The following is a 13,065-nucleotide window of genomic DNA, read 5'->3' as shown; positions in this document are numbered from 1 at the left end:
AATGTGAAACAAAGGAAAGCTAACATGATTATTTCCAATATCATTGGCGGCCTTGGAAACCAAATGTTTCAATATGCAATGGCTCGAGCCCTGTCTCTTGAACTTGATGCTGAATTGTTGCTCGATGTTTCGTCATTTGACTCCTATTCTCTGCATCAGGGGTTCGAGCTGGGCCGGGTCTTCAAAGTTAAAAACTCCTTGGCAAGAATAGAGGATGTCAAGAGCGTGCTCGGTTGGCAGCAAATTCCTTTGTTCAAACGAGCGTTGAAACGCTCACAGCTATCCTGGTTGCGAAAGAAAAGCTTGGCAATTGAACCGTTCTTCCAGTATTGGGAGGGCGTTGATTCTCTTCCGAAAAATTGCTACTTGTCTGGCTACTGGCAAAGTGAGCGGTATTTCAAGAAATACTCTGCAGTCATTCGGGATGATTTTTCTTTTGATTTTAAGATGTCAAAAGAAAACGAATGTTTTTCTGAAAAGATTCGTCAGTCAAATTCTGTGAGCATTCACGTTAGGCGTGGAGACTATGTAAATAATTCTGTCTATGCTGCGTGCTCCCTAGAGTATTATAGGGCGGCGATTGCGCATGTTTTGGAAAATTCGGATAGGCCGGTATTTTTTGTCTTCTCTGATGATATTGAGTGGGTGAGGAACAATCTGGAATTTGAGAGTGAGCATTACTATATCGATCACAACAAGGCTGGCGAAAGCTATAATGACATGCGTCTCATGAGTTACTGCAAGCATCATGTCATAGCCAATAGCTCTTTCAGTTGGTGGGGGGCATGGCTCAACCCGAGCAGTCAAAAAATAGTGATAGCCCCCAGGCAGTGGTTTACTGACGGTACGAATACCACAGACTTGATCCCCGCCGAGTGGACAGTTCTATGAGCACTTCAAATGCTTCCGGGAAAAGCACACTGGTAATAGGCGGCGGTGGCTATATCGGCGCCTACCTCGTACCTCAGCTTCTGGCCACGGGCAGGCGCGTCACTGTCCTCGGGAGACGTGCTCAGCCACGATTTGCGCTTGCGCAGGATGCTACTTATGTGTGCGGTGATTTTGGTCAGCAGACGCTGATATGTGACCTGCTCGATACCCATCAGGAAGTCATACACCTGGCATACGCAACGGTTCCAAACACTTCCTTTGAAAACCCTCTGGCCGATCTCCTGCAGAACTTGCCACCGACCGTGCAACTTTTTACCGAAGCTGCAAGGCGTTCCATCAAGCTTGTGCTGATTTCATCGGGGGGGACGGTATACGGAGAGGCGCAGTCCGTGCCGATAGGGGAAGAGCATCCCGCCAACCCGATTTCGCCCTATGGTGTGACAAAGCTGACACTGGAGAATTACGCCTATCTGTATGCGAAGACACATGGTTTGCAGTTCGTGTGCGTTCGCCCCGCCAATGCCTATGGTGTGGGACAGCGGCCGTTCATTGGTCAAGGCTTTATTTCTACTGCAATAGCTTCCGCGATCAAGGGGTTGCCGATAAAGGTGTTTGGTGAAACCGGCTCTATTCGGGATTACTTGTACATCTCCGATGTTGCTTCGGGCATAGTCAGTGCCCTTGAGCTTGGCAAGGCCTCAGAGTGTTATAATCTGGGGTCCTCCATCGGCTCGACCAACATGGATATCGTCAATCACATCCGGCCGTTGATGCAGCAAATCAACTGCGAGGTTGATGTCGAACACCAGGCCGAGCGGGTCTTCGATGTGAAAAAAAATGTGCTTGATAGCTCGAAGTTGACACAAGACACCGGTTGGCAGGCAAAGACAAGCCTTATTGATGGCCTCGTTGCCACACGTGACTGGTTGTGGAGTAGTAGAAATGAATTCTAGCGTTCAGGCAGATACCCTGAGTGGCAAGGAGAAGCCTCTGATCTCTGTAGTACTTCCTGTTTACAATGGGGAGTCTTTTCTTGTCGAGGCTGTCGACTCCATTCTGGCTCAGTCTGTTACGGACTTTGAACTCATTGTGATGGACGATGGCTCCAGTGATGGTTCTCTGGAAATACTCAGGAAGTATGAACAGAAAGACCCCAGGGTCAGAGTTTTTACTCAGAAGAACCAGGGGCTGACCAGCACTCTGAATAGAGCACTGGAACTCGCAGAAGGCAAATGGATTGCGAGAATGGATCAGGACGATATTGCGTTGCCCTTCAGGTTCGAAAGGCAACTCGACTACCTGGCGCATTCCAAGGCTGATCTCGTTGGTAGCTGGGTGAAGCGCTTCGGTTCCTCTGATCAACGTACGGTCAGGCTTCCAGAGTCGGAGGCGGCGATAAGAATGGAAATGCTATTCGGTTCTCCATTCGCCCACCCGACCGTGATGATGTCTGCAGAGTTGGCAAGACAGCTTCGTTATGACACCACCTGTGACAAGGCTGAAGATTATGACCTTTGGGTCAGGGCAGCCATTGCGGGATGGCGGATGGCTAACGTCCCGGAGGTATTGCTGCTCTACAGGGTTCATCCTGCGCAAATCTCCACGGCAGCTTCGAACCGCCAGATGCTCCTGTCGCAGGGGATAAAGCAACGGTACTGGGAGTATGTGTTCGAGTCTTGGGGTAAGGATAAATCCTCTATCCAGTCGGTGGTCGCAGTGCGCAGCCCTGGTTTGAAGGTCGACGTCGATACAATGGATACGGCCTTGAGATATGTCCTGCAGAACTGCGAGGGCGAAGCGAAGTCGATCGTGCTCAGTCATGCATTGCGCATTTACTTCAGGATCGCTGCCGATTGTCCTGGCGTCGCTTCTCGGTGGAAAAGGCTGAGCGAAGGGCATGTGGGCAAGGCATCATTCAGAACGTTGCTTACCCTACGCTTGCTGCGCCTGTTCAGGGTGCGACCTGATGGGAAGCTTTTCAATAGCTTGAGGCATTGGCTGATAGCCTTGTTTTATCGCTGAATGGCAATTACCTGCGACGTGAGGCTCAAGTCAGCATCCGTATGTTCAGTCGTCTGGCTGGGCTAATTATCTAGTGCCTAGGCCCGGTTGGTAGCGCCTTAGGCTTTGCCCTTTTTCGATGGAAAGAGGGACAGCCCATGGAGAGCCTCCAGCAGGACCCGGCCAGCACGGCGCGCACGGCAGTGTTGCCGGCGCCCGACAGCGTGCTGCTCAAGCGTTTCGAAGAGCGACTATTCAAGTACCTTGCCGCTTCGCGGCATCCCAGCCTGTCGCTCAACCGACTCCAGGCGGCGCTGACTCGCGCTCTCGAGAGTCAGCACGAACTCGGGCGACTGCTGGAGCGGGCGCCGCAGATTGGCACGGTGCTTGGGCAACGGCTGCGCGAGGCCTTCGGCCACGACCCGCGGCGCCTGCTGTTCAGCGTTCCTGCCGGCATGGGCAGTGAGCAGCCGGAACGCAGCCTGGTGCAGGTCGCCCTGTCGATGTTGCGCAATCCATTCCTGTCCCTGGAAGCGGGGACCCGGCTGACGCTGGCCGGCGAGCCGGACAGCCCACTGGCACTGACCCCCGATCAGGCCCTGGTACGTCTCAAGACCTTGGGGCTGGCTTCCAGCATCGCCGCCAGCCTGCACGACTACTGGCAGCAGCCGGCACAGGGCAGCAGCGTTTCCCGTCGGGAGCGACTGGTCGAGCTGCACAAGCGGCTGTTTCACGACAAGGGGCTGCTGGCCCATGGCCTCGGCGTGCTGTCCGCCACGGCAACCGCGATGCTGATGGGGCTGCTGGATGCACCGTCTGCCCAGGCCCGGGCACTGGCCGGCGCTCGCTGGGCAAAGCTGGCGGTGTCGGAGCTGGCCTGGCCGGGTGTCGGTCAGGCCGCACCACTGCTCGGTGGTGCCCTGCACCTGTGGAGTTCAGGCAGCGACACTCTTGGTCGGCGGGTGGTTTACGTGCCGGGGGTGGCCGAGGAGTTCTTCGAGTTCACCAGCATGGCCGAACTGCAGCGCGAACTGCCCAGGCACCTCAATGCGCCGGGCAATTATTCGGCCTGGCAGTTGCTGCCCCTGCAGGAGCGTCATCATCTTTTTGGCCAGACGGATCGTGCGGCCCTGCCTTATGGCTTCCTGGAATGTCCGCCACTGGCCGACGATGCCCTGGCCCACAGCGCTTTGGCTCGGCTGGATACGCAACTGGCCAGCGAATGGGCTGCCGCGTTGTCGCTCAATGTAGCCTACCTGTTGCCGCAGTTGTCGACAGACGCCGTACGCCTGGCGCCCTTGCAGGCCGTGGAGGTCGTGCAGCAGAGCCGGGGCGCCCTGGCCCGCCTGCCGGCGATTCGGCCGCTGCTCGCGCGCCTGCTGCGCAGTGATGAGCGGCACAGGATGCTGGCGATCACCTTTGGCAGTCTGTCCGACGGCATTCCCCAGCGCCTGCGGCAAGGCAAGGTGCGCGAACAGGAACGCGGCCTGCTCAAGCTGCTTGAGCCAACGGCCGTGGCGGTACCCAAGGTCCTGCTGGACGATCATGAGCCGTGGCAGCAGCAGGTGGCCCGTGTCCGGGAACTGCTGCGCGACCGCGACGGCTATGCCCGGGCGTCCTTCTGGAGCGATAGGGACGAGCAGGGCGTCGAGCTGAGCGACCGGCTGCTCGATGGCCGCTGCCAGGCCCTGTTGCACGAGGCGCGGATGCAGCGGCAACTCGGGCTGCTCCAACAGCCGGAGCTGGAGCGTCTGCTCGATGTGCTGCCGGGCACGTCGCGAGCGGCGCTCGACACCCGGGTGGCGAGCATCGCCGTGGGGGCTGAGGATTCTTCCTGGACGCTGACCGGGGCCTGTGTCATCAGCACCCAGCAGGCCCTGGCGGATCCGCAACTGAACACTGCGGCATTGCTGTTCGTGCCCGGTCGGCTGGGCGGACTGGCGGTCTTCGTCAGCCTCGAAAACCTGTCGCAACAGCTGGGCCAGACCCTGCTCGACCCGGAATGCGAAACCCTTTGGCCGCTGATTGCCCGGGACCGGCGCGGCGCCCTGCGCGACGGGTTGCGTCAACTGGCGCCAGGGGAGCCGGTGCCTGTGCATTACCGAGCCATCCCGGCGGATGCCTTGTGGCAGGGGTTGCGACAGCAGATCCAGGAGCACCTGCGGATCTGCCGGGCGATCGAAGGCGGCCTGCGGCCGTTCTCGGAAATCGGCGATGCCCGCAGCTCCCTGCAGATGCTCGCCCATGAACTGCAGCAGAGCCTGGGCGTGCCGGAACACGACGCCCGTGAGCGGGCGCTGGAGAACGTCGCCGCCCTGCAACTGACGGCCGCGCAGGCTCGTGAGCTGCCCGCCTGGCTGGCGCAGGCGGCGTTCGGCAGGCGCCAGCAGTACGCCCGCCTGCTGAGGTCCTATCAGTTGAGCGCGCAGGCCCTGGCCCAGCGCCTGGAGCAGCGTCTGCCGGACCTGGACGATTTCGCCCGCGGCAAGATCGTCGAGCGGCTCAGGCGGGACGGCTTTCATCCGGGACTGGAGATCGACAAGCCGCTGTTCGACCTGCCCGACAGCGTCGAACGGGTGTGGGTCGGGCATCCCGAGAACCCGGTCGGTGGGGCCGGCCCGAAGACGCAGGTCAGCGAGCAGCGGCGCCGCTACAGCTTCCTGCAACTGGCCCTGGAGAACCTCGACCCGCAAGCTCCCGCTACCCGCCTGCGGCTGCAGCAGGGACGGATACTGGACCCTGCCTGGCAGCAGCGCCTGACACCTGACTACCTGATCTCGACCATCTCCACCCTGGACCTGGGCGGACAATACGACACATTGATCCAGCGGGCTTTCTACAGTGTCGACGATCCCCGCAACGAAGCCGTGCCGGTCTTCGAGCGGGCGCTGCTCGATCGACTGGTTCGCCAACGGGCCCGGTTGGAATTGTTCAGTGCCCGGCAACAGGGGCTTGGCGAGCAGGCCGCGCAGCTGTTCGAGCGAGCCCTGGGCGACCGACCTGTCAGCGCCTCGCGCCACGATACTGCGACACCGGAGCTGTACTTTGTCACCTTCGCCGGTCGGGCCTTCGCCAAGGCCCGGCATGTCGGCAATGCCGTGGCGATCCGCGACCGGGTTTCCAACCTGACCCTGGTCTACCTGCCAGGGGCGCCCCATGCCCAGGTGCTGACCGAGTACCCGGATCTGCAGGCGGCCCAGCGGGCGTTGGTCGACAGCGGGCAGGCGCTGCAGCGTGTGGACGATATCGCGCAGCGGCTGGCGGTGGGCTGGGCGGAACAAGTCATCGCGGAGTATCCCTCCGAACCGATGCCGGCAGCGGCCTGCCCGCAAGCGGGGCCCGCGCCGGCTGCGCTGACCGAGCCGCTGTTGACCGTCAGGCCTGGCTGGCTGTTCAAGGTCATTAAGAGCTGGTGGAACAGCGAGGTGGAGCAGCCCTTTCCGGGGCCCGAGGCGCTGAAGCAGGAGGTCCGGCACGAGATCGGACAGAACCCCGGGCACTGGCTGCGCCTGGAGCGGACCCCACGCTCGGACCTGGCGCTGATCCTCGGCCACGCCATTGTGCTACGGGCGCAACAGCGGGCCAGGGTCGTGTCGAACTCCAGCCGGCAACTGGCGCAGCAGCGCGAGGTGCACGAGCGTGAGCAGCGTTGGGCCTACTGGCTGAGGGTGTTGTCGGTGGTGCCGGTCGCCAGTATCGCCGTCAATATCCGGGAAAGTGCGGTGGCCTTGCGTCAGTTCCATCGCAGTGGCGATCCGCGCGATGCGTTCGAACTGTTCAAGGCGGTGCACATGACCCTCATCGATGTCGCCCCGATGGTCTTTCCGCTGGCCGCGGGCGCCCGGCCGGCACGGGCCGCCCTCGGGAGCTGGGCACGGGCGGCGCTGAAAAGCATCAGCCGTCGGCGCACGCTGTATGAAAAGGGCGCGGCGGCCCTGAAAAGACTCGATGCGGGCCGCCATCCCGCACCGGTACTCCCGGGCTATGCGGCGAGCATCCCCGGCGAGGATGGGGTGCTCCTGCACGGCCCGACCAACGCCGGCAGCCAGGTGAAAAACGGCGTGCAGTTCATCAGCGACGGCGTGCATCGCTATGAGGTCTACCGGCCCAAGGGTGAGCAGGCCCTGCGCCTGAAGAAGACGGCCGCCCAGCCGAACGAGTTGATCCTGTACATCCGCGAGTCGGGCGAGCACCTGCTGCGTGCCGACGCCCCCGAGCCGCAACCGGGCCCCAGCCGTGGTCCTTTCCATCGGCCCTGGGAAGCGAGGCCCGCGCCGCCGCCCGCACCTGCCCCGATATTGCGCCCGGAGTGGATGAGCCGTCGACCGGCCGCGCCAGCCGCGTCCTGGAAGCACTGGGGCCTGACACTGGCCGAGGACGAAGTCGTCGAACTGCCGACAGGCCAGCACCTGTACCGACGGCGGGGCAGCGATGCCCGCCTGTTGAAACTCGACGATCGTTTTTTCGAACTGCTGGCCGATGGCTCGGATATCGAGCCCGAGATCGTTTTCATAAGGCGCCCCGGTCCATTGGCCGACCTGGCGCTGAGCGACTTCGAACATTGGTGGTCCCACCTGGACCAGCAGCCGATCCCGGTGAGTTTCGACCCACGAACCGGGGTCTGGACGCCACGCGCGCCCTTGTTCGACGCCCCCGGGCGAGAGTTGCTCGCCCCCCTTACCGGGCGCATGACCACGGAAAGCCGGGCCCGTACGCTCAATCGGCTGATCGAGCGTTCCGAGACCGGCGGCAACCCGACGGTCACCGCCAGCCGCATGGTCGCGCTCAAGCGTACGCTGGAGACTTGGGGGACGCGGGGGGTGGACCTGCATGTGCTGTTCCGGGAGTTGGAAGGCCGATCTGCCCGGCGGTTCTTCCGTATCGGTCTACCGGATGGGGAGGCTGGCTTTTCCCGGCTGGATTTCGAGCCCGCCCACGTGATCAATCCGCACTTTTTCGAGGTTGGGGGGCGGCACCGGGTGATGGACTTGTCCCTGCACACCGAGCGTGCCGTGAAAGACGTCCTGCTGCGCCATGGTTTCGTGGTCAACGAGATACCCAAGGGCCGTTCCTTCCTCTCGGTCAACCTCGACTGCACCCACCCCGGTTCCGAGCACCGTTACCTGCTCCTGCTCAAGTGGACCCGGACCGAAGCCCTGGAATTGTTCCGTTCCCGGGGCGCGCCGGTACAACTGACGGATGACTGGTTGCGCCGGTTGGTCGACAGCCGCTCGATCAGCCACAGCGACCGGCTGCAACCGGCCAGGGCGGCGCTGGAGCAGGGACGGCTGGTGAAGCTGGTCGCCGGTTTGCAGCGGGTGCCGGATTCGCAGCGGATCGTGGTGTTCTTTATTCGGGTCGCCTAGACGGCTGATCGCTGACGGTACCCGAAAACAAAAATGCCCCGGATCGACGATCCAGGGCATTTTCGGAAGATGGCGCACTCGGCGGGATTCGAACCCACGACCCCTGCCTTCGGAGGGCAGTACTCTATCCAGCTGAGCTACGAGTGCTTGTGCGGGCGCCATCATACCTATCTCGGCCTTGGGCGTCCACGGTGGTTTTCAGCCGTCGACCTTATCCTGTCTCGGCGGCTCATTTTCCTGCACGCCAGTGGCACGGATTCCCCGGCAGGGCGCTTTCTGGCGCTTTGGCGCAACTGATCTATCGTTCTCCTGCTACGGGTTCGCCGAGCGTTTTCCTCGTTGTCGTCACTTCCAGGAGAGAGGCATGTCCACCGTCAACCCGCAAATCACCGACGCGGTCACCCAGTCGAACGTCCAGGTCGTCGGCAGCGCGCCCGCCACCGCGATCGCTTCGCTCTGCCAGGTCAGCAGCCACGCGGTCAGCCTGGCCCTGCAGAACGCGGTCAGCCAGCAGCAGGCGCTGAACATCATCGGCAATGCCACGGTGGCGTCCGCCGTGCAGCAGATTCTCGCGGTAGGAGGGCGCTCATGAGCAGCGAGGCCCAGGCTGGCGACCAGCAACACTCGGCGCAGGATCCGGCGGCAACGGCATCGGCGCTGTTGGGAGAACTCAACGAACAGTTGCTCAAGCAGGCCGCCGCCGGCATCGGCAACGAGGCCCTGAACCGGCAGATCGTCGAGGCGGTGAACCTGATCAATGCCCAGTTGATGGCCCAGGTGCCGGCGCTGTCGGCACTGGGTCCGGAGTTGCTGACCCGCCAGGCCAGCGGCCTGGTCGCGCAGTCGGCGGCCAGCTACTTCGACGGGGTCACCAAGCTGGCCCTGGCTTCCCAGGGGGTATTGCTAAGGCAGATGACCGAGAGCATTCTCAAGGATGATCTCGATGCGGCCAACGAAAGCGCCCTGGGCGCGCTCAACACTCACCTGTTGGTCAGTGGCGCCGCCGCAGTGGCCGCGGCCACCGGGGTACTGGACGCCGAGGCGGTGACCGGGGCGATCGAGCGCATCGATCAGAGCATTGCCCGCTTCAGCGCGCATCTTTCCGAACGCACGTCTTCCGAGTGAACGACATTCGCAACAGGCCCTATCGTCCAGCACAAGGAGTCAGATCATGACCGAAGTGAACCCGCAGATCACGGATGCCGTCACCCAGTCGAACGTCCAGACCGTGGCCGAAGCACCCGCCATGGCCCTGGGCAGCCTCTACCAGTCCATGGCCCATTCCACCGGCATCCTGTTCGAGAATGCGGTGAGTACCCAGCAACAGCAGAACACCCTGGCCCAGGCGGCCGCCACCCAGGGTGTGATGCAGATCTACAGCCTGGACACGACCGCGGCCGCCGGTGCCACCGAGAAAATCGCGCAGGCCGGGGTTTCCGACAACCTCACCAGCCTGCTGACCGTGCTGAAGTCCTTCCAGTCCAAGTGATTGTCTGGCGGGCCCCGTGCTGCCAGGCGCAGCGCCGGGCCCGAGGTGACGTTGATCAGAAAAATCCCCGCCGGTGGTCTATTCTCGTTCTTTTTTTCGAACAGACTATTGTCCTTTGACCCCATTGCTCCTAGGATTCGTTTGAGATTTCAAACGCTCCTGTCTGGGTGCTGAACCGCACATCGATCGCATGTGCGCTATTTATGTGCTTCGGCCCGGTGAATGAATTTCCTGACGGCAGCCCCCAAGGCGCCTTTCTACAATCAATAATTCGCTCCGCGCGTGCGCGGTGCTGTTAAGGAAAGCCTACATGCAGCTCAAAGATACCCAGTTGTTCCGCCAGCAAGCCTTCATCAACGGGGCATGGGCCGACGCGGACAATGGTCAGACGATCAAGGTCAACAACCCGGCCACGGGCGAAATCCTGGGTACCGTGCCGAAGATGGGCGCCGCCGAAACCCGCCGTGCCATCGAGGCTGCCGACAAGGCCCTGCCGGCCTGGCGTGCCCTGACCGCCAAGGAGCGTTCCAACAAGCTGCGCCGCTGGTTCGAACTGATGATCGAGAACCAGGACGACCTGGCCCGCCTGATGACCCTCGAACAGGGCAAGCCGCTGGCCGAAGCCAAGGGCGAAATCGCCTACGCCGCCTCCTTCATCGAGTGGTTCGCCGAAGAAGCCAAGCGCGTCTATGGCGACGTGATCCCCGGCCACCAGCCGGACAAGCGCCTGATCGTGATCAAGCAGCCGATCGGCGTCACCGCCGCGATCACCCCGTGGAACTTCCCGGCCGCGATGATCACCCGCAAGGCCGGCCCGGCCCTGGCCGCCGGTTGCACCATGGTGCTCAAGCCCGCATCGCAGACCCCGTTCTCGGCCCTGGCCCTGGCTGAGCTGGCCCAGCGCGCCGGCATTCCGCAAGGCGTGTTCAGCGTGGTCACCGGCAGCGCCGGCGAAGTCGGCGGCGAACTGACCGGCAACCCGATCGTGCGCAAGCTGTCCTTCACCGGTTCGACCGAAATCGGTCGCCAACTGATGGCCGAATGTGCCCAGGACATCAAGAAGGTGTCCCTGGAGCTGGGCGGCAACGCCCCCTTCATCGTGTTCGACGACGCCGACCTGGACAAGGCGGTCGAGGGCGCGATCATCTCCAAGTACCGCAACAACGGCCAGACCTGCGTCTGCGCCAACCGCCTGTACGTGCAGGAAGGTGTCTACGATGCCTTCGCCGAGAAACTGAAGGCGGCGGTGGCCAAGCTGAAGATCGGCAACGGCCTGGAAGAAGGCACCACCACCGGTCCGCTGATCGACGAGAAGGCCGTGGCCAAGGTCAAGGAGCACATCGCCGACGCCTTGAGCAAAGGTGCTACCGTGCTGACCGGCGGCAACGCGATGGAAGGCAACTTCTTCGAGCCGACCGTGCTGGTCAACGTGCCGAACAACGCCGCCGTGGCCAAGGAAGAAACCTTCGGTCCGCTGGCACCGCTGTTCCGCTTCAAGGACGAGGCCGACGTCATCGCGATGTCCAACGACACCGAGTTCGGCCTGGCTTCCTACTTCTACGCTCGTGACCTGGGCCGTGTGTTCCGCGTGGCCGAGGCCCTGGAGTACGGCATGGTCGGCGTCAACACCGGGCTGATCTCCAACGAAGTCGCGCCGTTCGGCGGTATCAAGGCCTCTGGCCTGGGCCGCGAAGGTTCCAAGTACGGCATCGAAGACTACCTGGAAATCAAATACCTCTGCCTGGGCGTCTAACCCGGTCGGATGCTTCGGCGACAGGGGCACGAGAGCGCTGCTCCTGTCGCGTTTCAAACGTCACTTCAATGTGGCCGGAACCCTGTGCCAGTCGATCATCGTATGCTGGTGCAGTGCTCTCCCTGCCGCGTCATCCTTGAACCACGCCGCCCGATGAGCGGTGAATGAGGACAATATGAGCAAGACCAACGAATCCCTGATGCAACGCCGCCAGGCCGCCGTTCCACGCGGCGTCGGCCAGATCCACCCGATCTTCGCCGACTCGGCGAAGAACGCCACGGTGACTGACGTCGAAGGCCGCGAGTTCATCGACTTCGCTGGCGGTATCGCCGTACTGAACACCGGTCACGTGCACCCGAAAATCATCGCCGCGGTGACCGAGCAACTGAACAAGCTGACCCACACCTGCTTCCAGGTCCTGGCCTACGAGCCATACGTGGAACTGTGCGAGAAAGTGAACGCCCGCGTTCCAGGCGACTTCGCCAAGAAAACCCTGCTGGTCACCACCGGTTCCGAAGCCGTCGAGAACGCCGTGAAGATCGCCCGTGCCGCCACTGGCCGCGCTGGCGTGATCGCCTTCACCGGCGCCTACCACGGCCGTACCATGATGACCCTGGGCCTGACCGGCAAGGTCGTGCCCTACTCGGCCGGCATGGGCCTGATGCCAGGCGGCATCTTCCGCGCGCTGTACCCGAACGAACTGCACGGCGTGAGCATTGACGATTCCATCGCCAGCATCGAGCGCATCTTCAAGAACGACGCCGAGCCACGTGACATCGCCGCGATCATCATCGAGCCGGTACAGGGCGAAGGCGGTTTCTACGTTGCGCCCAAAGAGTTCATGAAGCGCCTGCGTGCCCTGTGCGACCAGCACGGCATCCTGCTGATCGCCGACGAAGTGCAGACCGGCGCCGGTCGTACCGGTACCTTCTTCGCCATGGAGCAGATGGGCGTCGCGCCTGACCTGACCACCTTCGCCAAGTCCATCGCCGGCGGCTTCCCGTTGGCCGGCGTGTGCGGCAAGGCCGAGTACATGGACGCCATCGCTCCAGGCGGCCTGGGCGGCACCTACGCCGGTAGCCCGATCGCCTGCGCCGCTGCCCTGGCCGTGATGGAAGTGTTCGAGGAGGAGCAGCTGCTGGACCGCAGCAAGTCGGTCGGCGAGCGCCTGGTGGCCGGTCTGAAGAAAATCCAGGCCAAGTACCCGGTGATCGGTGATGTGCGTGCCCTGGGCGCGATGATCGCGGTCGAGCTGTTCGACGACGGCGACACCCACAAGCCGAACGCGGCAGCCGTGGCGCAGATCGTCGCCAAGGCCCGTGACAAGGGCCTGATCCTGCTGTCCTGCGGCACCTACGGCAACGTCCTGCGCGTGCTGGTTCCGCTGACCTCGCCGGACGAGCAACTGGACAAGGGCCTGGCGATCATCGAAGAGTGCTTCGCTGAACTCTGAGCCGGGTGATGGGCTGGACAAAAAGACCCGCTTCGGCGGGTTTTTTTGTGTCACGACGGCCGGTTGCGGGGGCTGGCGGTTGTACCTGCCGGTAAGTTTTGACTAATGTGTC

The 13,065-nt window shown here is 62.3% G+C and carries 9 protein-coding genes and 1 tRNA gene; 9 read left to right on the top strand and 1 reads right to left on the bottom strand.

The window, feature by feature from the left end; all coding sequences use genetic code 11:
- Positions 1 to 24: 24 nt before the first annotated feature.
- The 4 genes from ACM62G_RS10915 (at position 25) to ACM62G_RS10900 (ending at position 8,258) form a co-directional block, all read left to right on the top strand.
- Positions 25 to 891 (top strand): alpha-1,2-fucosyltransferase, encoded by an 867-nt coding sequence (locus ACM62G_RS10915; protein ID WP_419737142.1) that lies wholly within the window; start codon positions 25 to 27, stop codon positions 889 to 891.
- Positions 888 to 1,844, top strand: a complete 957-nt coding sequence (locus ACM62G_RS10910; protein ID WP_419737141.1) for an NAD-dependent epimerase/dehydratase family protein — start codon at positions 888 to 890, stop codon at positions 1,842 to 1,844. Before ACM62G_RS10915 ends, ACM62G_RS10910 begins: the two co-directional genes overlap by 4 nt.
- Entirely contained in the window at positions 1,834 to 2,913 is a 1,080-nt protein-coding gene (locus tag ACM62G_RS10905; protein WP_419737140.1) for a glycosyltransferase family 2 protein, read from the top strand. Before ACM62G_RS10910 ends, ACM62G_RS10905 begins: the two co-directional genes overlap by 11 nt.
- 137 nt (positions 2,914 to 3,050) lie before the next feature.
- The gene (locus tag ACM62G_RS10900; protein ID WP_419737139.1) at positions 3,051 to 8,258 is read left to right on the top strand and encodes a dermonecrotic toxin domain-containing protein; all 5,208 of its coding nucleotides are present in this window, start codon (positions 3,051 to 3,053) and stop codon (positions 8,256 to 8,258) included.
- Positions 8,259 to 8,328: 70 nt separating this feature from the next.
- On the opposite strand, the gene ACM62G_RS10895 is transcribed toward ACM62G_RS10900, so the two are convergent.
- Positions 8,329 to 8,405, bottom strand: a tRNA-Arg gene (locus ACM62G_RS10895).
- 217 nt (positions 8,406 to 8,622) lie between these two features.
- Between ACM62G_RS10895 and ACM62G_RS10890 the strand changes: the two genes are divergently transcribed.
- The 5 genes from ACM62G_RS10890 (at position 8,623) to gabT (ending at position 12,953) form a co-directional block, all read left to right on the top strand.
- Positions 8,623 to 8,850 (top strand): RebB family R body protein, encoded by a 228-nt coding sequence (locus ACM62G_RS10890; protein ID WP_054058204.1) that lies wholly within the window; start codon positions 8,623 to 8,625, stop codon positions 8,848 to 8,850.
- Entirely contained in the window at positions 8,847 to 9,383 is a 537-nt protein-coding gene (locus tag ACM62G_RS10885) for a hypothetical protein (RefSeq protein WP_419737138.1), read from the top strand. The genes ACM62G_RS10890 and ACM62G_RS10885 overlap by 4 nt, the downstream gene beginning before the upstream one ends.
- Before the next feature lie 46 nt (positions 9,384 to 9,429).
- The gene (locus tag ACM62G_RS10880; RefSeq protein WP_273825327.1) at positions 9,430 to 9,747 is read left to right on the top strand and encodes a RebB family R body protein; all 318 of its coding nucleotides are present in this window, start codon (positions 9,430 to 9,432) and stop codon (positions 9,745 to 9,747) included.
- 310 nt (positions 9,748 to 10,057) lie between these two features.
- On the top strand, positions 10,058 to 11,500 hold the full coding sequence (gene gabD / locus ACM62G_RS10875; RefSeq protein ID WP_054058207.1) for an NADP-dependent succinate-semialdehyde dehydrogenase: 1,443 nt from the start codon (positions 10,058 to 10,060) through the stop codon (positions 11,498 to 11,500).
- Positions 11,501 to 11,675: 175 nt separating this feature from the next.
- On the top strand, positions 11,676 to 12,953 hold the full coding sequence (gene gabT / locus ACM62G_RS10870; RefSeq protein ID WP_419737137.1) for a 4-aminobutyrate--2-oxoglutarate transaminase: 1,278 nt from the start codon (positions 11,676 to 11,678) through the stop codon (positions 12,951 to 12,953).
- Positions 12,954 to 13,065: the final 112 nt, after the last annotated feature.

Origin of the sequence: Pseudomonas sp. COR18 (assembly GCF_048568395.1) — a bacterium.
Classification (GTDB): Bacteria; Pseudomonadota; Gammaproteobacteria; order Pseudomonadales; family Pseudomonadaceae; genus Aquipseudomonas; species Aquipseudomonas fuscovaginae_B.
Note: the sequence above shows the minus strand (reverse complement) of the source record. Positions and strands in the feature narration are given on the sequence as shown.